This is a genomic window from Streptomyces sp. NPDC091280 (assembly GCF_044768565.1).
Classification (GTDB): Bacteria; Actinomycetota; Actinomycetes; order Streptomycetales; family Streptomycetaceae; genus Streptomyces.
Window position 1 is genome coordinate 356,512 of sequence record NZ_JBIVUZ010000004.1, and the last position, 19,788, is coordinate 376,299.

Annotated in this window: 22 protein-coding genes; 11 read left to right on the forward strand and 11 right to left on the reverse strand. The window is 72.0% G+C overall.

The features are described from left to right. Positions 1 to 25: 25 nt before the first annotated feature. The 7 genes from ACIQPR_RS14880 to ACIQPR_RS14910 all read left to right on the forward strand — a co-directional run bounded on the left by ACIQPR_RS14880 (position 26) and on the right by ACIQPR_RS14910 (position 5,739). Complete coding sequence (locus ACIQPR_RS14880; protein ID WP_403647250.1) at positions 26 to 277, forward strand: hypothetical protein; 252 nt, start codon at positions 26 to 28, stop codon at positions 275 to 277. Then, positions 274 to 642, forward strand: coding sequence for a helix-turn-helix domain-containing protein (locus tag ACIQPR_RS14885; RefSeq protein ID WP_403647252.1), 369 nt, complete (start codon positions 274 to 276; stop codon positions 640 to 642). The genes ACIQPR_RS14880 and ACIQPR_RS14885 overlap by 4 nt, the downstream gene beginning before the upstream one ends. Positions 643 to 793: 151 nt before the next feature. Next, positions 794 to 1,321, forward strand: a complete 528-nt coding sequence (uraD, locus tag ACIQPR_RS14890; RefSeq protein ID WP_403647255.1) for a 2-oxo-4-hydroxy-4-carboxy-5-ureidoimidazoline decarboxylase — start codon at positions 794 to 796, stop codon at positions 1,319 to 1,321. Next, positions 1,318 to 1,725 carry a hydroxyisourate hydrolase gene (uraH, locus tag ACIQPR_RS14895; protein WP_403647258.1) on the forward strand — a complete coding sequence of 136 codons (408 nt, stop codon included), beginning with the start codon at positions 1,318 to 1,320 and terminating at the stop codon, positions 1,723 to 1,725. Before uraD ends, uraH begins: the two co-directional genes overlap by 4 nt. 6 nt (positions 1,726 to 1,731) lie before the next feature. Continuing rightward, positions 1,732 to 2,616 (forward strand): factor-independent urate hydroxylase, encoded by an 885-nt coding sequence (gene pucL / locus ACIQPR_RS14900; protein WP_403647261.1) that lies wholly within the window; start codon positions 1,732 to 1,734, stop codon positions 2,614 to 2,616. A gap of 146 nt (positions 2,617 to 2,762) precedes the next feature. Continuing rightward, positions 2,763 to 4,142, forward strand: a complete 1,380-nt coding sequence (locus tag ACIQPR_RS14905) for an 8-oxoguanine deaminase (RefSeq protein WP_403647264.1) — start codon at positions 2,763 to 2,765, stop codon at positions 4,140 to 4,142. Positions 4,143 to 4,371: 229 nt separating this feature from the next. Next, positions 4,372 to 5,739, forward strand: coding sequence for a nucleobase:cation symporter-2 family protein (locus tag ACIQPR_RS14910; protein ID WP_403647266.1), 1,368 nt, complete (start codon positions 4,372 to 4,374; stop codon positions 5,737 to 5,739). A 37-nt stretch (positions 5,740 to 5,776) separates the two neighbouring features. On the opposite strand, the gene ACIQPR_RS14915 is transcribed toward ACIQPR_RS14910, so the two are convergent. Further along, entirely contained in the window at positions 5,777 to 6,367 is a 591-nt protein-coding gene (locus ACIQPR_RS14915; protein ID WP_403647268.1) for an exonuclease, read from the reverse strand. Positions 6,368 to 6,410: 43 nt separating this feature from the next. Beyond that, on the reverse strand, positions 6,411 to 7,214 hold the full coding sequence (locus ACIQPR_RS14920; RefSeq protein WP_403647271.1) for a helix-turn-helix domain-containing protein: 804 nt from the start codon (positions 7,212 to 7,214) through the stop codon (positions 6,411 to 6,413). A gap of 96 nt (positions 7,215 to 7,310) precedes the next feature. Between ACIQPR_RS14920 and ACIQPR_RS14925 the strand changes: the two genes are divergently transcribed. Then, on the forward strand, positions 7,311 to 8,165 hold the full coding sequence (locus ACIQPR_RS14925) for an NAD(P)H-binding protein (RefSeq protein WP_403647274.1): 855 nt from the start codon (positions 7,311 to 7,313) through the stop codon (positions 8,163 to 8,165). A gap of 23 nt (positions 8,166 to 8,188) precedes the next feature. Here ACIQPR_RS14925 and ACIQPR_RS14930 read toward each other — a convergent pair whose 3' ends face one another. Further along, positions 8,189 to 9,613 carry an MFS transporter gene (locus ACIQPR_RS14930; RefSeq protein ID WP_403647277.1) on the reverse strand — a complete coding sequence of 475 codons (1,425 nt, stop codon included), beginning with the start codon at positions 9,611 to 9,613 and terminating at the stop codon, positions 8,189 to 8,191. Positions 9,614 to 9,714: 101 nt separating this feature from the next. On the opposite strand from ACIQPR_RS14930, the gene ACIQPR_RS14935 reads away from it, so the two are divergent. Continuing rightward, entirely contained in the window at positions 9,715 to 10,104 is a 390-nt protein-coding gene (locus ACIQPR_RS14935; RefSeq protein WP_403647280.1) for a winged helix-turn-helix transcriptional regulator, read from the forward strand. An 18-nt stretch (positions 10,105 to 10,122) separates the two neighbouring features. Here the strand turns inward: ACIQPR_RS14935 and ACIQPR_RS14940 are convergent, their stop codons facing one another. From ACIQPR_RS14940 to ACIQPR_RS14960, 5 genes are read right to left on the reverse strand one after another with little or no spacing between them, the layout of a single operon-like run. Further along, positions 10,123 to 10,545 carry an acyl-CoA thioesterase gene (locus ACIQPR_RS14940; RefSeq protein WP_403647283.1) on the reverse strand — a complete coding sequence of 141 codons (423 nt, stop codon included), beginning with the start codon at positions 10,543 to 10,545 and terminating at the stop codon, positions 10,123 to 10,125. 55 nt (positions 10,546 to 10,600) lie between these two features. Next, positions 10,601 to 11,230 carry a hypothetical protein gene (locus ACIQPR_RS14945; RefSeq protein ID WP_403647285.1) on the reverse strand — a complete coding sequence of 210 codons (630 nt, stop codon included), beginning with the start codon at positions 11,228 to 11,230 and terminating at the stop codon, positions 10,601 to 10,603. A 50-nt stretch (positions 11,231 to 11,280) separates the two neighbouring features. Then, a complete protein-coding gene (locus ACIQPR_RS14950; RefSeq protein ID WP_403647287.1) occupies positions 11,281 to 11,880 on the reverse strand; it encodes a histidine phosphatase family protein in 600 nt (199 codons plus the stop codon). Between the two features lie 3 nt (positions 11,881 to 11,883). After that, on the reverse strand, positions 11,884 to 12,417 hold the full coding sequence (locus ACIQPR_RS14955) for an HAD domain-containing protein (protein WP_403647290.1): 534 nt from the start codon (positions 12,415 to 12,417) through the stop codon (positions 11,884 to 11,886). A 52-nt stretch (positions 12,418 to 12,469) separates the two neighbouring features. Further along, a complete protein-coding gene (locus tag ACIQPR_RS14960; protein WP_403647293.1) occupies positions 12,470 to 13,678 on the reverse strand; it encodes a pyridoxal phosphate-dependent aminotransferase in 1,209 nt (402 codons plus the stop codon). 88 nt (positions 13,679 to 13,766) lie between these two features. On the opposite strand from ACIQPR_RS14960, the gene ACIQPR_RS14965 reads away from it, so the two are divergent. Next, the gene (locus ACIQPR_RS14965) at positions 13,767 to 14,396 is read left to right on the forward strand and encodes a winged helix-turn-helix transcriptional regulator (protein WP_403647296.1); all 630 of its coding nucleotides are present in this window, start codon (positions 13,767 to 13,769) and stop codon (positions 14,394 to 14,396) included. 65 nt (positions 14,397 to 14,461) lie between these two features. On the opposite strand, the gene ACIQPR_RS14970 is transcribed toward ACIQPR_RS14965, so the two are convergent. The 3 genes from ACIQPR_RS14970 to ACIQPR_RS14980 are packed head-to-tail and all read right to left on the reverse strand — an operon-like array spanning position 14,462 to position 18,120. Then, a complete protein-coding gene (locus ACIQPR_RS14970; RefSeq protein WP_403647298.1) occupies positions 14,462 to 15,277 on the reverse strand; it encodes a hypothetical protein in 816 nt (271 codons plus the stop codon). After that, positions 15,277 to 16,542 (reverse strand): VWA domain-containing protein, encoded by a 1,266-nt coding sequence (locus ACIQPR_RS14975; protein WP_403647301.1) that lies wholly within the window; start codon positions 16,540 to 16,542, stop codon positions 15,277 to 15,279. The genes ACIQPR_RS14970 and ACIQPR_RS14975 overlap by 1 nt, the downstream gene beginning before the upstream one ends. Positions 16,543 to 16,551: 9 nt before the next feature. Then, positions 16,552 to 18,120: an IucA/IucC family protein gene (locus tag ACIQPR_RS14980; RefSeq protein WP_403647304.1), complete on the reverse strand. Its 1,569-nt coding sequence runs from the start codon at positions 18,118 to 18,120 to the stop codon at positions 16,552 to 16,554. Between the two features lie 37 nt (positions 18,121 to 18,157). Here ACIQPR_RS14980 and ACIQPR_RS14985 point away from each other — a divergent pair, with 37 nt between their 5' ends. Next, positions 18,158 to 19,660: an IucA/IucC family protein gene (locus ACIQPR_RS14985; RefSeq protein ID WP_403647307.1), complete on the forward strand. Its 1,503-nt coding sequence runs from the start codon at positions 18,158 to 18,160 to the stop codon at positions 19,658 to 19,660. Positions 19,661 to 19,788: the final 128 nt, after the last annotated feature.

The window sequence follows — 19,788 nt, forward strand, 5'->3', positions numbered from 1 at the left end:
CGGCACCGCGCGTTAGGTTGAGCGCGTGCGATTGCGAGTGGAGTTCACGACAGAGCCCTTCGACCTCGAAGAGGCCCCCGCGCATGCGCTGGTCGCCAGGGGGGTCGTCGAGGCGGCGGAGCTGGACTCCGTGGACGTCGGACCGTTCGGCAACACGGCCGAGGGCGGTGCCGACGCGGTGCTCGCCGCCGTGGACGCCCTGCTGCGCAGGACCCTGGACGCCGGCGCCACCCGGATCTCGCTCCAGCTCAACGTGATCGGCGAGGGCGAGAAGTGACGGGCGTCGGCGACGAGCCCTTCATCACCGCCGTGAAGCCGCTGGTCGACGCGATGGGCGGCGAACTGGTCGCGCCCGACGAGGCCGGGCCCGACGATGTCGTGCTCGCCTGGGAGGGCGCTGACGTGGTCGCCGTGCGCCTGCCGCAGCTCGCGGACTCGCTGGACCACATCCTGGCCGCGATGGAGCGCAAGAAGGGCAAGCCCCTCGCCGACCTGGACCGCAAGGCCAAGCAGGAGGTCGTACGGACGCTGGAGGCGCGCGGTGCCTTCTCGGTGCGGCACGGGGTGGAGACCGTGGCGAGCGCCCTCGGGGTCAGCCGCTTCACCGTGTACAACTACCTGAATCGCGAGAAGGACGCCTGAGCGGAGAGACGGACGTCTGAGTCGCGGGAGGGACGTCTGGGTCGCGGGAGGGGTGCCCGAGGTGCGAGGCGGACGCCCGCGCCGCGTTTCGTTACCCCGAATTTTCAACAAAGTGTTGACTCGATGTCGCGTGGGAGCGTTAGCTGACGCCATGACGCCGACTTCCACGCCCCTGGGCCTCGCCCGGTTCAACGCCCTGGAGGAACACGCGGCCTTCGCCGCCCTCCGCGAGGTGTGTGCCTCCACGGTGTGGGCCCGGCGACTGCTCACCGCCCGCCCGTACAGCGGAGCCGAGGACCTCTGCTCCGCGAGCGACGCGGCCATGAAGGAACTGACCGCCGACGACCTCGCCGAGGCGATGGCCGGTCATCCGCCCATCGGTCGCCCCAGGCCCGGCGATCCCACCTCCGCCCGTGAACAGCGCGGCATGGCGGGAGCCTCCGAGGCGCTGAAGGCCGAGATGCTCGAACTGAACCTGGCCTACCAGGAGCGGTTCGGCCATGTCTTCCTGATCTGCGCCACCGGCCGCACCGCCGAGCAGCTGCGCGACGCGGTCAGGGAACGGATCGGCAACTCGCCGGAGCGGGAACGCGAGATCGTCCGCACCGAGTTGGGGAAGATCAACCGTATCCGGCTGACCGGGCTCGCAGCAGAGGAAGCGGAAGAGGGAACGGCATGAGCGGCAGCACCACCGCCTCGGTGTCCACGCACGTCCTGGACACCTCCGTCGGCCGCCCGGCGGCCGGTGTCACCGTCCAACTCGCCGCCCGCAGCGGCCCGTTGGCGGACTGGCAGGCGCTCGGCGGTTCCGCGACCGACGCGGACGGGCGGTGCAAGGACCTCCCGGCACTGCCGGCAGGCACCACACACGTACGGCTCGACTTCGCGGTGGAACCGTACTTCCAGCGTTCAGAGAACAAGCAAGCCGATGCGCAGCAGGACGCCCCCGCGAATCGGGACAGCGGTACGGCCGGAGTGTTCTTCCCGGAGGTGGCGATCACCTTCGCCGTGAACCCCGGCGAGCACTACCACGTACCGCTGCTGCTCAACCCGTTCGGCTACTCCGTATACCGAGGGAGCTAGCAGAAGATGCCCACGTTTCTTGGACAGAACCAGTACGGCAAGGCCGAGAACCGAGTCGTCAGGATCACGCGGGACGGCGCCACCCACCACATCAAGGACCTCAACGTCTCCGTGTCGCTGAGCGGCGACATGGACGAGGTCCACTACTCCGGCTCGAACGCCAACGTGCTGCCGACCGACACCACCAAGAACACGGTGTACGCGTTCGCCAAGGAGCACGGCATCGAGTCCGCCGAGCAGTTCGGCATCCACCTCGCCCGGCACTTCGTCACCTCGCAGGAGCCGATCGGACGGGCCCGCATCCGTGTCGAGGAGTACGCCTGGGAGCGTACGACGGGAGGCCACTCCTTCGTCCGCAAGGGCCAGGAGACCCGGCTCACCCAGATCACCTACGACGGCCGGAACTGGGAAGTCGTCTCCGGACTCAAGGACTTGACCGTACTCAACTCGACGGACTCCGAGTTCTGGGGCTACGTCAAGGACAAGTACACGACCCTCCCCGAGGCCTACGACCGCATCCTCGCGACCGAGGTGTCCGGGCGCTGGCGCTTCAACTGGACCGACGACGCACAGGAGATGCCGGACTGGGAGGAGTCCTACGAGCGGACGAAGCAGCACATGCTCCAGGCCTTCGCCGAGACGTACTCGCTCTCGCTCCAGCAGACCCTCTACCAGATGGGCGCGCGGATAATCGACCACCGCGAGGAGATAGACGAGGTCCGCTTCTCGCTCCCCAACAAGCACCATTTCCTCGTGGACCTGGCGCCGTTCGGGCTGAAGAACGACAACGAGGTGTACTTCGCCGCCGACCGGCCCTACGGCCTGATCGAGGCGACCGTCCTGCGGGACGGCTGCGCGGCGAGCATCCCGGCGGACCTCACCAACCTCTGACATCTCCGAGGTCCCTGCGGCCTCTGAGCAACTCCCTTTCGAGCGGCTTCCCTTGCGGCACCCGCGGCCCGCCCGTCCGTGCGGGCCGCGGTACTCAAATCCCCGGGTCCTGCCGTGCCCACTCCACACAGCGCATAGGACGAACCATGGCAGCAGCGCAGCGCATCGTCATCGAGAACTGTTCGATCGCGACCGTCGACGCCGACGACACCGAGTACGCCACCGGTCACCTCGTCGTCGCCGGCAACCGCATCGAGTCGCTCGGGCCGGGCGGCGCGCCCGAGGGCCTGGAGAACGTCGTACGCCGGATCGACGCCTCGGGCCACCTGGTGACCCCCGGCCTGGTCAACACCCACCACCACTTCTACCAGTGGATCACCCGGGGCCTGGCCACCGACCACAATCTCTTCGACTGGCTGGTCGCGCTGTACCCGACCTGGGCGCGCATCGACGAGCCGATGGTCCGCGCCGCCGCGCAGGGCTCCCTCGCGATGATGGCGCGCGGCGGGGTGACCACCGCGATGGACCACCACTACGTCTTCCCCAAGGGCTCCGGCGACCTCTCCGGCGCCATCATCGGCGCGGCCCGTGAGACCGGCGTCCGCTTCACGCTGGCGCGCGGCTCGATGGACCGCAGCGAGAAGGACGGCGGGCTGCCGCCCGACTTCGCCGTGGAGAGCCTGGAAGGCGCCCTCGCCGCGACCGAGGCGACGGTACGGGAGCACCACGACGCCTCCTTCGACGCGATGACGCAGGTGGCCGTGGCGCCCTGCTCTCCGTTCTCCGTCTCGACCGAACTGCTGCGGCAGGGCGCCGAGTTGGCCCGCCGGCTCGGCGTACGGCTGCACACGCACGGCTCGGAGACCGTCGAGGAGGAGCAGTTCTGCAAGGAACTGTTCGGGATGGGCCCGACCGACTACTTCGAGTCCACCGGCTGGCTCGGCGAGGACGTGTGGATGGCGCACTGCGTCCACATGAACGACTCCGACATCGCCGCCTTCGCCCGTACGCGGACCGGTGTCGCCCACTGCCCGTCCTCCAACGCCCGCCTCGCGGCCGGTATCGCCCGCGTCCCCGACCTGCTCGCCGCCGGCGTCCCGGTCGGCCTCGGCGTCGACGGCACCGCCTCGAACGAGTCCGGCGAACTCCACACCGAACTGCGCAACGCGCTCCTCATCAACCGCCTCGGCGCCCACCGCGAGGCCGCCCTCAACGCCCGCCAGGCGCTGCGCCTCGGCACCTACGGCGGCGCCCAAGTCCTGGGCCGCGCGGGCGAGATCGGCTCCCTGGAGCCCGGCAAGCTGGCCGACCTGGTGCTGTGGAACCTGGACACCCTCGCGCACGCCTCGATCGCCGACCCGGTGACCGCGCTGGTCTTCGGCGCGGCGGCGCCGGTCACCGCGTCGTTCGTGAACGGCCGTCAGATCGTGGAAGCGGGACGCCTGTTGCACGTGGACGAGGACGCCATCGCCCGCTCCACGCGGGAAGAGGCCCGGCGGCTGGCGCGGATCGCCGCGCGGGGCTGAGCGGTCGAACGTTCGGCGCTTAGGCCGTTCGGTCGGTCCAAGATCTCCGGTTGAGGGGGACGGCCCTCATCCGGTGGCCGTGGCCGGGGCGCGCGTATGCATCCGCGCGCCCCGGAACGGCTATATACACCCCTTTTGTCGGGTTCCGTCTCCGGTCCCGCACGACCGCGCACCACCTCCACCGAACCCACGTCAGAGCCGACGTGTCAGCTGACCCGGAGGAACCGCAGTGACCGTTCACCCCGTCGACGAGAAACCACCGGTCCTCAAGATGGCCACCACGGGCCTGCAACACGTGGCCGCCATGTACGCGGGTGTCGTCGCCCCGCCGCTGATCATCGGGGCGGCCGTCGGCCTCTCCGGCGCCGACCTCACCTTCCTCACCGGCGCCTGTCTCTTCACCGCGGGACTCGCCACCTTCCTCCAGACCCTCGGGATCTGGAGGATCGGCGCCCGGCTGCCCTTCGTCAACGGTGTCACCTTCGCCGGGGTCGCCCCGATGACCGCCATCGCCGCCTCCACCAAGGACAAGGCGGACGCGCTGCCGGTGATCTTCGGCGCGGTGATCGTCGCCGGCCTGCTCGGCTTCCTCGCCGCCCCCTTCTTCGGCAAGGCGGTCCGCTTCTTCCCGCCGGTCGTCACCGGCACCGTGATCACCCTCATAGGCGTGTCCCTGCTGCCGGTCGCCTTCGGCTGGGCACAGGGACCCGACCCCTCCGCGCACGACTACGGTTCGGCGGCCAACCTGGGACCGGCGGCGGCGACCCTCGTCATCGTGCTGGTCCTCCGCCGCTTCACCCGTGGCTTCACCCGGCAAGTGGCCGTCCTGCTCGGCCTGTTGATCGGCACGCTGCTCGCGATCCCCTTCGGCGCCACGGACTTCGGCCCGGTCGCGGACGCCGACGTGATCGGCTTCCCGAGCCCCTTCCACTTCGGCGCACCGCAGTTCCAGCTCGCCGCGATCGTCTCGATGTGCGTCGTGATGGTGGTCTCGATGACCGAATCCACCGCGGACATGCTGGCGTTGGGCGAGATCGTGGAGCGCCCGGCGGACGAGGCGACCATCGCCGCGGGCCTGCGCGCCGACACCCTCGGCTCGGCGCTCAGCCCCCTCTTCAACGGCTTCATGTGCAGCGCCTTCGCCCAGAACATCGGCCTGGTCGCGATGACCCGCGTCCGCAGCCGCTACGTCGTCGCCACCGGCGGCGGCTTCCTGGTCCTGCTGGGCCTGTGCCCGATGGCCGCGTCACTCATCGCCGTCGTACCGCGCCCGGTGCTCGGCGGCGCGGGCGTCGTCCTGTTCGGCTCGGTCGCCGCCAGCGGCATCCAGACCCTGGTCAAGGCGGGCCTGGAACAGGGCGACAACGTCCTGATCGTGGCGGTCTCGCTGGCCGTCGGCATCATCCCGATCACCGCACCGGACTTCTACCACGCGTTCCCGCAGACCCTCAGGATCGTCCTCGACTCCGGCATCTCCACCGGCTGCGTCACGGCGGTGGCCCTCAACCTCGTCTTCAACCACCTCGGCCGGATCCGGAACGCGCAGGACCCGGCCCGCTCGGCGGAGCCGGGGCACGAGATCGTGGCCGCGCACTGACGAGCGGCGGCAGGCCGACTCCGTCACGACGTCACCGTCAATTCCCCTGCCACGCCATGAGGTTGGCGAACAGCTCGGCCTGCTCGATCGCGTCGTCGAGGGCGTGGTGGGTGTGCCGGCGCCGGGACAGCAGCTTGCGCGGCATGGTGCCCTTCGCGACGGCACGCAGCGGCAGCCGGGCCTTCGCCGCGTACAGCGTCTTCATGTCGAGGCAGCCGGAGTGCCCGAAGGGACTCGCACCGGTGAACCGGATCAGGTACCAGTACAGGAACATCCAGTCGTACGACGCCGGATAGCCGCACATCACCGGCTGGGCGCCCACCGAGACGGCACGCACCCAGTCGGTGAACTCGCCCAGTGCCGCGGCCGGTTCCGCCCCCTCACGCCCGAGGCGCTCCCGGTCGAGCCCGCTCACCGCGAGCGCCTCCGGCACGAACTCCGCGCTGATCGGCCGCAGTTCACGGTAGAAGGTCAGCTTCTCCGCATCCGCCGGGGTGAACCCGTCGGCGTCCTGTGTCCCGGCCACGGCCGCGCCGAAGCTCAGCATGGAGTACGGGCCCGGGATCGGGCCGTCGGCCTCGATGTCGACGGAGAGGTACAGGCTGGGTCTGACACGTCGTGCGGCCATGGCCCGGAGCATCGCAGGCGGACGGGGCGGCCCGCACCCGAATTCAGCCGCGCCGGACCGCCGCCCGGCAGGGCAGGGCCTCCGGGAGCCGCCCGGTGAAGTACGACCGGGGCGGGACACCCATCAGGGCGCGGAAGTCGGACGTCATGTGGGACTGGTCGTAGTAGCCGGTGACGGCGGCGAGTTCGGCCCAGGAGAGTTCGGTGGCGTGGGCCACCACGGCGCGCACCCGGTTGATCCGGGCGTAGTGCTTGGGGGAGAGACCGACCCCCTCGGCGAACAGCTTGCGCAACTGGCGCTCGCTGACGGCGAGTTCACGGGCGACGGCGGGTACCGGGCCGGGCAGGTGACCGGTGCGGAGCGACATTGCGTCGACACCGGCCCGGACGAGTTCGGTGCGTGCGCCGTCCGCGACGGCGGTGAGGCGGGCCGGGACGACCTCGGCGAGTCGCGCGACCGCCGCCTCGGGCGCCAACCCGCGCAGTTCCACGGCCAGTTGACGGGCGACCGGGCCGGGCAGCTCGTCCAGGGGCAGGGCCCGGCCGACCAGCTCGACGGCCGGAACACCGAGCAGCGGGCGGGCGGTGCCCGGGGTGAGCCGCAACTCCGTGCAGGACACGAGGTGTTTGGCCGCGTGATAGGTGGCCCGCACGCGCGGCCCGACCACGAGCACACCGGGGCGGCCGTTCCCCTCGACCCGGACCACCAACTTCGTCGCCGTGTCCGGGAGATGGGTGAACGGCTCCATCGGGAGGCGGTTCACCCTCAGATCGGCGATGCGCGCGACCCAGGGGCGCAGCGCGTCCGGCAGCGGCAACTCCCGTTCGGACACTTCGGAGTTCGTCACCCCTCCACGGTAAGCGCGCCACCCTCCCGCACCGGGCCTCCGAACGTGCCGGAATCTCCTAGAACCGAAGGCGCCCTCCCGCCCACCGTGGTGGTCATGATCCTAGTGACGGGTGCCACGGGCACCATCGGCAGCGAGGTCGTACGACAGCTCGTGGCGCGCGGCGAGAAGGTGCGCGCCCTGACCCGGGACCCCGACAAGGCCCGGATCCCCTCGGCGGCGGAGAGCGTGCGGGGGTGTCCCGCCGACCGGGCCTCCGTGGACGCGGCCCTGACCGGTGCCGAAGTCGCCTTCCTGGTCGGCGTGTTCGGACCGGACGACGCGGAGCAGGACCGGGGTCTGGTCGAGGCCGCGCGGGCGGCGGGTGTGCGCCGGATCGTGAAGCTGTCCGGCATCGGCACCGGCGAGCCCGCCGTCGGACCGGTCGGCACCTGGCACGTGGCCGGTGAACAGGCGGTGCGGGACAGCGGGTTGGAGTGGACCGTCCTGCGCCCCTCCGCGTTCGCCTCGAACACGCTGGGCTGGGCCGCACCCGTCCGGTCGGGCACCCCGCTGCCGAACACCAGCGGCACCGGCGGCCAGGGGGTGGTCGACCCGCGTGACGTGGCCGAGGTGGCGGTGGCCGCGCTGCTCGACCCGGGCCACTCGGGGCGGACGTACACGCTGACCGGACCCGAGGTGCTGAGCGTGCCGGACCAGGCCGCCGTGCTGGCCGAGGTCCTGGGGCGGGCCGTCGAGGTGCGCGACCTGAACTCCGCCGAGGCGCGCGCGTATCTGCTCGGGCTCGGCTTCAGCGACACCTTCGTCGACGCCTCCGAGATCAGCCGGGAGTTCGTCCGCGACGGCGGCAACGAGGTCGTCACCGAGGACGTGCGGGAGGTCCTGGGCCGCCCCGCGCGCACCTACCGGGAGTGGGTCCAGGACCACCGGGCGGCCTTCGCCGAGGGATGACCCGGGCGGCTGCGGGGGCGGTGTCAGTCGCGCCCCCGCAGCACCCCCGCCGCCAGGACCAGCGCCGCCGCCGCGACCAAGGCCGCCACCCGGAAGGCCAGTTGGTAGCCCGCGGCGGTCGCCGGGACCAACTCCGCGCCCCGGGCGAGCAGTTCGTCGGTCCGGCCCGCCGCCAGCGTGGACAGCACCGCGAGGCCCAGTGAACCGCCCACCATCTGCGTGGTGTTGAAGAGCCCCGAGGCCGGTCCCGCGTCCTCCTCCCGCGCCCCCGACATGGCGAGCCCGGTCAGCGCGGGCATCGCGGCGGCGAACCCGGTGGCCAGCAGGAGCAGCGGTGGCAGCACGTCGGCGACGTACGAGCCGTCGGCGGGGGCCCGGCTCAGCAGCCCCATTCCCACGACGATCAGGACCAGCCCGGCGAGCAGCACCCGGTACGCGCCGAAGCGGCCGATGGTCCGCGCCGACAGGCCCAGCATCAGGACGCCGATCGTGACCGGCGCCGGCAGGAACGCCGTACCGGTCAGCAACTCGCCGAACCCGAGCACGCGTTGGACGTACAGCGCGCCGATGAACTGGAAGCCGAACATGGTGCCGATCAGCAGGATCTGCACGGCGTTCGCCCCGGCCACCAGGCGGGAGCGGAACAGACGCAGGCGCAGCAGCGGGCGGGCGGCCCTCGCCTGGCGGACGGTGAACGCCGTGAAGAGGCCCAGCGCGAGGGCGGCCGTCAGGAGGGTGGCGGTGCGGGAGCGGGCGCCGGTGCCGACGATGACGTAGACCGTGAGCATCAGCGCTCCGGTGATCAGCGCGGCGCCCGGGTAGTCGGCGCCCCTGCCGAGTCCGGTGCCCTGTTCCGGGGCGAGGACGCGGACGGCCGCGAGCCAGGCCGCGATCCCTACCGGCAGGTTGATGAGGAAGATCCAGTGCCAGTCCAGGGCCTGGGTCAGCGCCCCGCCGAGGAAGGTGCCGAGGGCTCCGCCGCCCGCCCCGACCGCGCTGAACACCGCGATGGCGCGGGCGAGTTCACGCGGTTCGGGGAAGAGCCCGACCAGCATCCCGAGGACGACCGCCGAGGCCATCGCCCCGCCGGCCCCCTGCACGGCGCGGGCCGCGAGCAGCATGCCCTGGCTCGTCGCGATCCCGCACAGCACCGAGGCCACCGTGAACACGGCGAGCCCCGCCGTGAACATCCGCTTGCGGCCGACCAGATCGCCCAGCCGTCCGACGAGGAGCAGCAGCCCGCCGAACGGGATCAGATAGGCGTTCACCACCCAGGCCAGGTCCGGCCCGGAGAAGCCGAGGTCGCGCTGGATCGCCGGCATGGCGACCGTGACGATGTTGCCGTCCAGGATCGTCATCAGCGTCCCCGCGCACAGGACGACGAGGGACGCCCGGCGGGAGTACGGTCGTTCGGGCCTGCGCGGTGGTGCCTCGGACAGGGTCGACATGGCTCGTGGCCTCCGTTGTTCTCCGTCGCACCCATAGGTGCACGACTTGTAACGGGGAACATCGTCAGGAACCATGGAGACCGGCGAAAGGAGGCACTTCGATGTCCCAGGGGAACACCGGTGTAACCGTCCAGGTGGTGAACGCGCACGCCTGCCCGGTGCGCGAGGTTCTTGACAGGGTCGCCGGGAAATGGAGCGTGCAGATCCTGGTCGCGGCGGCCCACGGCCCCATCCGCTTCACCGAGTTGGAGCGCGGCATCGAGGGCATCAGCCGCCGCATGCTGACCCTCACCCTGCGCAACCTGGAGCGCGACGGACTCGTCGTCCGCACCGTCTTCCCGACCGTGCCGCCCAGGGTGGAGTACCGACTCACCCCGGTGGCCCAGGAGTTGCACGAGTCGTTGCAAGGCCTGACGGACTGGGCCGAGCGCAACCGCGTCCGCATCGCCGAGTCGCGCGCGGCCTACGACGCCGAGCACGCGGCGGAGTGAGGGCGACGGCGCCCCGGCTCAGAGCCCGAACAGGCCCGGATCGGTCGTCAGCCGCTTGAAGGACTCCTGGGGCCGAGCCACCAGCCGGCGCTCCTTCAGGTCCATCAGCCCGCCCACCGACGCGACCTCCGCGGAGACCGTGCCGTCGGTCTTGGTGACCGTCTGGGTGATCCGGAACGTCTTGCCCTCGCCCCACTCGAAGACACAGCTCACCTCGACGTCCTCGCCCGCGCGCAGCTCCCGCAGATAGCGGATCGTCGTCTCCAGCACGACCGGCCCGATCCCCTCGGCGAGCAGCTCGGTCTGACCCACCCCCGCGGCCTGCAACAGCGCCCAGCGGGCATGCTCCGCGTACTGGAGGTACACGCTCTGATTGAGGTGTCCCAGGGCGTCGGTCTCGTATCCGCGGACGGTCACCGGGACGGAAAACGGCTCGCTCACTGCGTTCCCTTCTCGCACTGACGGACGATCTGCCGCACCGATCTTGGCATGTCCCTCAGCTTCTTCGCGGTGAGGCCAGCAGGTAACTCGCCCTCGTACGCGGCTCGTTGTGCTCGCTCACCTGCCAGCCCGCCCGCTCCAGGGTCTGCGCGCAGTCGCGCAGCGCCGCCCCGTCCGGGTCGCGCACGGCGACGGCCTCGGGCTGCGGGGTGGCCCGTACCCGGTAACCCGCCATGTCGTCCCGCGTGGAGGGGCGGTGCCCGGCCGCCTCCAGGGCCAGCGCCGCGGCCTGCACCAGATGGGTGCGCTCCCAGCCGCACGGCCGGTCCACGGAGCCGTCCGGGTTGGTCATCCGGCGCAGCTCCAGCAGTCCCTGCCAGGCGCTGTGCACCTCACGGGTGCGCGCCGGACCGGAGACCGGCCCGTCCTCGCCGCCGATCCGCGCGGCGAACACCCCGGCGGTCGCGGGCGCCACCACTACGGGCTCGGCGGCCTCCGGGGCGGACTCCCGCAGCCGATGCCCCGCCGGGGTCAGGAAGTGGTTGTGCGGCGGGCGCGGATGCCGGAACGCGAGCCCCCGCAGCACCAGCGCGGCGAGCTGCGGCTCCGTGCCCCGCAGCCGCCCGGTGACCGGGTCGGCGGCGTCGACGACACGCCGCTGCGCGGCGGTCGGCGGTCGTGTCACGGCGTGCTCCTCCCGATGCGTTCGCGGCCTGCGGACGGCTCATTCGAAGGCTACGACGGAGGTCTGACATTCCACGCGGCGATCACCGGCCGCCCGTGCTCCGTGCCCAGTCGGCACAGCGTCCCGGTCGCGAGCTGGAACAGCGCCCCGTCCGCCGGTGGCAGCCCGAGCCGCCGCGCGGTGAGGACCCGCAGGAAGTGGCCGTGCGCGACCAGCACCACCACGCCCTCGGTGTTGGCGAGCGCCGCGTCGACCTTGGCCAGCACGCGGTCGGCGCGCTGCCCTACCTGTTCGACGCTCTCCCCGGGGTGGTCGGGCGGTCCGGGCGGGACCCCGTCGGTGAACAGGAACCAGTCGGGCCGGGTGCGCTGGATCTCGACGGTCGTGATCCCCTCGTAGCCGCCGTAGTCCCATTCCCGCAGATCCGGGTCGATCCGTACGTCCGTCAGGCCGATCAGTTCGGCGGTCTCCCGGGCCCGCTGCGAGGGGCTGACGAAGGCGGCGCCGACCCGGTGGGAGCGGATCAGCGGGACCAGGCCGCGTGCCTCCGTGCGCCCCTTCTCGGTCAGCGGGACGTCGGTCCGGCCGGTGTGCCGCCCCGAGCGGGACCATTCGGTCTCTCCGTGCCGTACGAGGAAAAGATCACCCATACCTCACAGGCTATGGGCCCAGCGCTCCAGCGTCGCGAAATCGGTCGCGCGCAGGCCCCGGCGCGGGTCCACCTTGAGGAGGAGCGCGGGTCCGTCATGGTGTGCCTCGACATGTCGTACGTCCAGGTCGGTGACCAGGTCGTCGACCCAGACGAAGGGCCGTCCCGCCGCCCAGGCCACCACCTGGCGGGTCTTCCAGTAGAGGCCGTCCGGGTCCTTCGCGAACAGCCCGGTGAACTCGATCACCGGCAGGTCCCCCGGGAGCCCGATCACCGGCGCGATCATCTCGTTGGCGTGGTGCATCCAGGTGGTGGCCCAGGCCGGCTCGTACGGGAGCGCGAGTATGCGCTCGCCGTGCCCCGGGTGCAGGCGTACGCGCAGCCCGCGCCGCAGCCGCCGGGAGCCCGCCCGCTGGCGGGCCGCCCAGTTCGGCGGCCACATCCGGTGGGTGACATAGCCCCGGTGGCGCAGGAACCGGGCGCCGTACGGGTTCAGCGGGCCGTCGACGTCGAGGAGCAGCAGCGGGCGGGCGGTCATGCGGAGGAGCTACCCAAGGCGCCGCGCGGATATCTGTCGCCGGTGGTGCCCGCTACTGCCGGTACCCGCCGAGGAACCGCCCGATCCGCCCGATCGCCGCCTCCAGGTCGTCCGCGTGCGGCAGCGTGAGGATGCGGAAGTGGTCGGGCGTCGGCCAGTTGAAGCCGGTGCCCTGCACCACCTGGATCTTCTCCCGGAGCAGCAGGTCCAGGACGAACTTCTCGTCGTCGTGGATCCTGTGCACCTTGGGGTCGAGCCGGGGGAACGCGTACAGCGCGCCCTTCGGCTTCACGCACGAGACGCCCGGGATCTCGTTGAGTTTCTCCCACACCACGTCGCGCTGTTCGTACAGCCGCCCGCCCGGGACGGTCAGATCACGGATGGACTGCCGGCCGCCCAGCGCGGCCTGGATGGCGTACTGCGCGGGCGCGTTGGGGCACAGCCGCATGGAGGCCAGCATCGTCAGGCCCTCCAGGTAGTTCTTCGCGTGCTGCTTGGGGCCCGTCACCACCAGCCAGCCCGAGCGGAAGCCGGCCACCCGGTACGTCTTCGACAGCCCGCAGAAGGTGAGGACGACCAGGTCGGGGGCGAGCGCGGCGGCCGTGTGGTGCACGGCGTCGTCGTAGAGGATCTGGTCGTAGATCTCGTCGGCGAAGACCATCAGGCCGTGGCGGCGGGCGAGGTCGAGGATGCCCTCGACGATCTCCTTGGGGTAGACGGCGCCGGTGGGGTTGTTCGGGTTGATGATGACGACGGCCTTGGTGCGGTCGGTGATCTTCGCCGCCATGTCGTCCAGGTCCGGGTACCAGTCGGCCTGTTCGTCGCACAGGTAGTGCACGGCCTTGCCGCCGGAGAGGGTCGTCACCGCCGTCCAGAGCGGGAAGTCCGGGGCGGGGATGAGGATTTCGTCGCCGTCCTCCAGGAGCGCCTGTACGGCCATGGAGACCAGCTCGGAGACGCCGTTGCCCAGGAAGACGTCGTCGACGTCCACCTCCAGGCCGAGCGTCTGGTAGCGCTGGGCGACCGCGCGGCGGGCCGAGAGGATGCCCCGCGAGTCCGTGTAGCCGTGTGCCTGGGGGAGCATCCGGATCATGTCCTGGATGATCTCCTCGGGTGCCTCGAAGCCGAAGAGCGCGGGGTTGCCGGTGTTCAGCCGCAGGACGCTGTGGCCCGCCTCCTCCAGTGCGTTGGCGTGCTCGATCACGGGACCGCGGATCTCGTAACAGACCTCGCTGAGCTTGCTCGACTGCCGGAACTCCATTGCGCCCTCGCCCCATCGGCTTCGTGTGTTGCTTGGTTTTACCAAGTGTGAGCTTGGAAAGTCCAACAACATGTCTAGACTGCGTCGCATGTCACCTCGCCGAAGCTACGACCAGTACTGTTCCGCGGCCCGCGCCCTCGACCTCGTCGGCGACCGCTGGACCCTGCTGATCGTCCGCGAACTCCTCGCAGGACCGCGCCGCTACACGGACCTGCACGCCGATCTGCCGGGTGTCAGCACGGACGTCCTCGCCTCACGGCTGAAGGACATGGAGCGCGACGGGCTCACCACGAGGCGCCGGCTGCCGCCGCCCGGCGCCGCCTACGTCTACGAACTCACCGCACGCGGGCGGGAGTTGCTGCCCGTCCTCCAGGCCCTCGGCGCCTGGGGCGGGCCCGAACTGGGGGAGCGGCGGCCCACCGACGCGGTGCGCGCCCACTGGTTCGCGCTGCCGCTGCTGCGGGCGCTGGAGGGCGAGGGGCTGGTCGAAGTCCGGCTGGAGGAGGGGGAGTTCCATGTGTTCGTGGGGCCGGAGGCGGACGGCGCGGTCTACGGCGAGGGGCCCGCGCCCCGGGAGCCCGACGCCCGGCTCGCCCTCGACGCCGACACCTGTACGGCCCTCGCCCAGGGGGAGTTGAGCCTGCCCGACGCGGTGCGTGCCGGACGCGTCGAGGTGAGCGGCGAGGGCACGCTCGCGAAGGCCCTGCGGGAGGCCTGACCGGCCGCGGGGAAATGGCAGAAGGCCCGCCGGGGGCGGGCCTTCTGACGATCAGTCACACCAGGTCACATACCGGGCGGCGGAACGCGTCGAGGCCGTCCCGAGCCGCGCGTCAGCGCGTAGCCGCCGATCCCCGCGAGGGCGGCCAGCACACCGCCGACGCCGGTCCACACCCATCGGTCGGACCACCACCCCGACGACCAGCCGCCGTCGGGCTCGATGCTCGACAGCGCGGCCGACGTGGAGGACGAACTGTCCTCGTCCGAGGTCGACTTGACCGCGATCCCCGGTGTCAGGGGCTCGGCCAGCGAGCCGTCCACCGCCGCCGAACCGCCGATGTCCTTGGAGTCCACCCGCAGTTCGGTGCTCACCGGCTGGCCCAGGTCCGAGGACCGGAGGTCCACCACCGTCAGCCGGACGTAGTACGTGCCGGGCAACGGGTCGTTGGCCCACTGCTCCGACCAGGCGCGGACCGTGCGCAGCGTGCACGCCAGGTCCAGCGAGGCGGTGCCCTGCGCGGCGGTGCGCGTCGCGGCCCCGTACTGGCAGGCCTGACGGCGCCGCAGACCGTCGTAGACGTCCAGCTGCCAGGTCTCGCCCGCGTGGGTGTCCGGGAGCTTCACCGTCGCCTTGACGGTGGGGCGTTGACCGGCGTCCGCGGCGAACGACCAGTACAGGTAGTCGCCCGTGGAGCCGCTCGCGGTGGCCTGTTGCCCCTGGTCGAGTTCCGTGGCCGTACGGAACGAGGTGCCGGCCTGGGTGGGGGCCGAGCCGTCGTCCGATGCGGAGGCGCTCGCGGACGGCGAGGAGTCCGCCACCGCCGGTCCCGCGGCGAGGCCCGTCAGCAGCAGGGCCGTGCTCAACACGCGTGTGATCCGCATCAGTTGGTCCTCCAGACCGCGACCCGCCAGCGTGACACCCAGCCCCAGAGCAGACCCGCGACGAAGCCGGTCAGCACCAGGGCGCCGAGCAGCCACCAGCCCCGGCCCAGACCGAAGGAGGCCACGTCGCTCGCCCTGCTCGGCGCGTCCACCACGTCGACCGTCAGCTCCAGGGGCAGACCGGGGGTGGTCTTCACCCCGGAGGCCGCCGAGAAGGAGTTGGTGACCTGGAGACACACGGTCTCGGCCGGCGCGTCGTCGTCGTCGCTCTCCGCCTTCGGGTAGCGCAGCCCGGTGGAGACGACGTCCGTACGGCCATCGCCCGTGCCCTCGCCGCGCACGATCTCCCGGCCGTGCACGGTGACCGCCCGCAGCAACACCCCGTAGTCCGGGTTCACTTCACGGTCGGCGCCCACGCTCACCGAAGCGCGCAGCTCCTGGCCCGGATCGACGTCCACGCGGTAGAAGCGCTGCTTGCCGAACTCCTCGCGGTCCGTGTACAGCCCGGACTTGAGGGTCGGGGCGCCGGAGCACTGGGCGGTGCCCTCGGTGGCGACCGGGGTCACCACCGGGTCGGCGGCCCGGTCCACCAACTGGCCCACGCGGTCGGAGAGTTCCTCCTTGTGCTGCACGGAGGTGTACGTGCCGCCGGTCGCGTCCGCGATGCAGCTGAGCTGGTCGCGGGTCTTGGCGTCCGGCACCAGACCCAGCGTGTCGATGGTCAGGCCGACGCCCTTGGCCGCGATCTCGCGGGCCACCTCGCACGGGTCCAGCGGCTGGCAGGTGTCCTCGCCGTCGCTGATCAGGACGATACGGCGGGTGCCGTCACCGCCGTCCAGGTCGTCCGCCGCCTTCAGCAGCGCCGGGCCGATCGGTGTCCAGCCGGTGGGCGTGAGCGTCGCCACCGCGGTCTTGGCCTCGGTGCGGTTCAGGGTGCCCACCGGGTAGAGCTGCGCGGTGTCCTTGCAGCCCGTCTTCCGGTCGTTGCCGCGGTAGTTGGCGCCCAGGGTGCGGATGCCGAGCTGCACTCCCTCGGGTGTCGCGTCGAGCACCTCGTTGAACGCCTGCTTCGCCGCGGCCATCCGGGAACCGCCGTCGATGTCCCTCGCGCTCATCGAACCGCTGACGTCCAGCACGAGTTCGACCTTGGGGGAGGCCGCGGAGTCCGTCTCGTCGGCGACCGCTCCGGCCGGGAAGGCGACCCCGGCCGTGAGGGTGGCGAGCAGGGCACAGATCCCCGCCGCCAGCCGTTGTCTTGTGATCATCGCCGGATCCTATTGATCAGATGGACCGGGCTCCAAAACGAGCGGGTTGGGCAGCGCGGTCCACTGGTCCCCAGGCAGCTCGGGTGAGAGCCGCATCAGCGTCAACGCCTTGGTCGGCAAAGGCTGTTGGAGCAGCATCGGCAGGTCGGGCGAGGGGTCCAGCCGCGGTACGGCACTCTCCAGCGCCGCCCTGAGCGCCGTACCGGAACCGGCCGTGCCCGCGAGCGCGCCCGCCACCAGCGAGCCGAACAGCTTGCGGCGCAGGGTGGTTTCGTCGTCGGTGACGATCCGTCCGCTCAGCTCCGGGACCGGAATCCCGTGCCGGGCAAGGCGCTTGGGGCTGACCCGGATGTCGGCGAGATCGCGGTAGACCAGACGGACCGGGGCACCCGTCCGGTCCAGCACCACCAGCAGGTTCTGACCGTGCGCCTCAAGGGCCACACCGGACTCCAGCAGGCGCAGACCGACGACGAGGGCGAGACGGGTGAATTCGGCCAGCCAGCCGGGCGATTGGGGCAGGTCGGTGGTCGCCAGGGCGGCCACCGGCAGCACCCGCTCGCCCGCCGCCGTGTCCGCGTACGTCTGCGGCGACTCCCGCATCACGGCCGCCAGGTCGGGCGAGCCGGCGGTGGCCGCGCCCAGGGTGCGGGTGACGTGCAACAGGCCGTCCGAGCGCGCCGCCAGGGTCTCCCCGAACGCCGACAAGGTCGCCGAGAGGCCGATCGAGTAGACCGAGATGTCCCGCACCGAGGACGTCAGCCGGGCGCTCAGCGCGGTCTTGACATGCGGACCGCCCGCCACCGCCAGCGTCCGCAGCGACATCAGCGGATGCGCGTCCACCGGACGGTCCCCGGCGCGCTTGAGCACATGGGCCGCCTGCCACGGGTGCACCGGGATCAACAGCCGTCCCGCGTCCCGCAGTTCGTCCGGCCACACACCGGTCAGCAGGCACTCCTCGGCCCGCACCGGCACCGACCCCAGCGCCACCACCGGCCGGTGCTCGGGCCCGTAGGCGAGCTGCTCGGCCACCGAGAACCCGGGCCGGGAACGGCAGTTGGGGTGGAAAGGGTGCCCGTCGACGATCCGCTGCTCCCACTCCCAGTCGTGCTCCGGCCACTCCTGCGCGGGGACTGGCCGATTGGCCCGCGACAGCGCCAACGAGGCCACGCTGTGCGCGAGTTCGGCCGCGAAGGCGTCGCCGTGCGGCACGGCGAGATCGGTCATCAGCCGGGCCGGATCGTCGTAGGCGAGGCCGTCCAGGCGCACGACACTGACGTAGGCGTCCGTCGCGTACGGATCGGCGGGCGGGCCGTGCAGCGTCCGGCCGCCGGACAGCCGCAGGACCAGGCCCGGCGAGCGGTCGACGATCCACGGCAGCGGCTCATGGGCGAGGGCCCGCCACAGCCGGGTGAGCACCGCCGCACGGGCGCCGGGCAGCTCGGCCGCGTACCGTTGGACGAGGTCGGGACGTACGGCGGCGAGTTCCTCGGCGACCTCGGTCTCGGGATGCGGGGGACGGTCCACGGTCGACTCCTCGGGTGCGGACGGGGCGTCATGGTCGGTGACGACGAGAGACATACTGATCGCGATCGCAGGCCACGGACTTGGGGAACGAATGGATCGCGTCGACTTCACACCTCCGGGCGCCGGACCTGCGGAGCGCGCCGACGCGTACGCGGCGGCGCCCCTGCTCAACTGCCTGCTCCGCGAGGTGGCCCGGCCGCTCGCGGACCCGGGGCGGCCAGGGGTGTACCGGCTGCCGGGAAGCGGCCGGCTGCTGCGGGTGCGCGGCGCGCGGCGGCCCGCCGGGCCCGAGGTGTACGCGGACGGCCGCTGGGAGCGCGTCGGCCACCCCGAACTCGTGAAGCTCGTCGCCGAGGAACTGACCCGGCACACCGGGGTGTCCAACCACGAGCTGCCCGCCGAGATGACCGACAGCCGGGACGCGGTCGCCGCGCTGCTCGCCGCGCGCGAGCGGGCGACGGCGCCCGACGACCCGTATCTCCGCTCCGAACAGTCCTTGATCACCGGCCATCCCTACCATCCCGCGCCCAAGGCCCGAGGCGGCGGCCCCGTCGCCGGCTGGCTGCCCTACGCCCCCGAGGCCTACGCCCGCTTCCCGCTGGTGCTGCTCGGGGTGCGCGAGGACGCCGTCGTGGAGGAGGGCGACACCTCGGCCCTGGACGCGCTCGGCACGGCCCCGCCCGGCCACCGGCTGCTGCCCGCCCACCCCTGGCAGCTCGACCTCGTCGGCGACGCGCTCGCGGACGCCTTCGCCGACGGACGGCTGATCCGGCTCGGCACCACCACGACCGAGGTCTGGCCCACGGCCGCGATCCGTACCGTGTACAGCCCGGTCGACGACCTGTTCCTCAAGTTCAGCCTGGACGTGCGGATCACCAACGACGTGCGCCGGCTCTGGCGCCACGACCTGCTCAAGCTCCGGCGCACCGACACGGCCGTCCGGGACGCCTTCGCGACGATCGGCGGCCCGGCCGGCTGGCTGAGCGACCGCGGCTACCGCACCGCCGGCTTCGCCTTCGAGGAACTCGCCGTCCTGGTCCGCGACGGCCTGCGCGACCACCTCCTGCCCGGCACCACCCCGCTGCTCGCCGCGGCCCTGGTCGAGGGCTTCGACGGCGACCCGCTCGCCGCCGCGGCCGATCCGGCGGCCTGGTGGCAGGCGTATCTGCGGCAGGTCGTATCGCCCGCGCTGGCCGCCTTCGCGGACCACGGCGTCGTACTCGAAGCGCATCTCCAGAACACGGTGGTCGCCGTCGACGCCGACGGCATGCCCGTGCAGGCGCTGTACCGGGACGCGGAGGGCGTGAAGCTGCTGTCGGACGTGGACCGCGCCGCCGGCTGGGAGCGGCTGGTGTACTGCCTCGTCGTCAACCACCTCGTCGAGGTCGCCGGGGTCCTCGCCGAGCGCCACCCTCAGCTGGACCCCTGGCCCGCCGTCCGCGCCGAACTGGCCCGCCGCCACGACCTTCCCGAGGTCGCCGCGCTCCTCGCCTCGCCCACACTGCCCGGCAAGACGAACCTGCTGCTGCGCTGGACGGGCGCGGACGGCGCCGACGCCCGCTATCTCCCGGTGCCCAACCCGCTGGCCGACTGAGCCGCGACGCACGGCCCGGTGCGGCCGGGACGACGCGCGGTCGCCGCGAAACGCGGCCCATCGGACACCGGGCACGGACGGCGGTCGAATCCTTCGGACGGTTTCCCCGGGCCGCGCCGCGTTCCGCC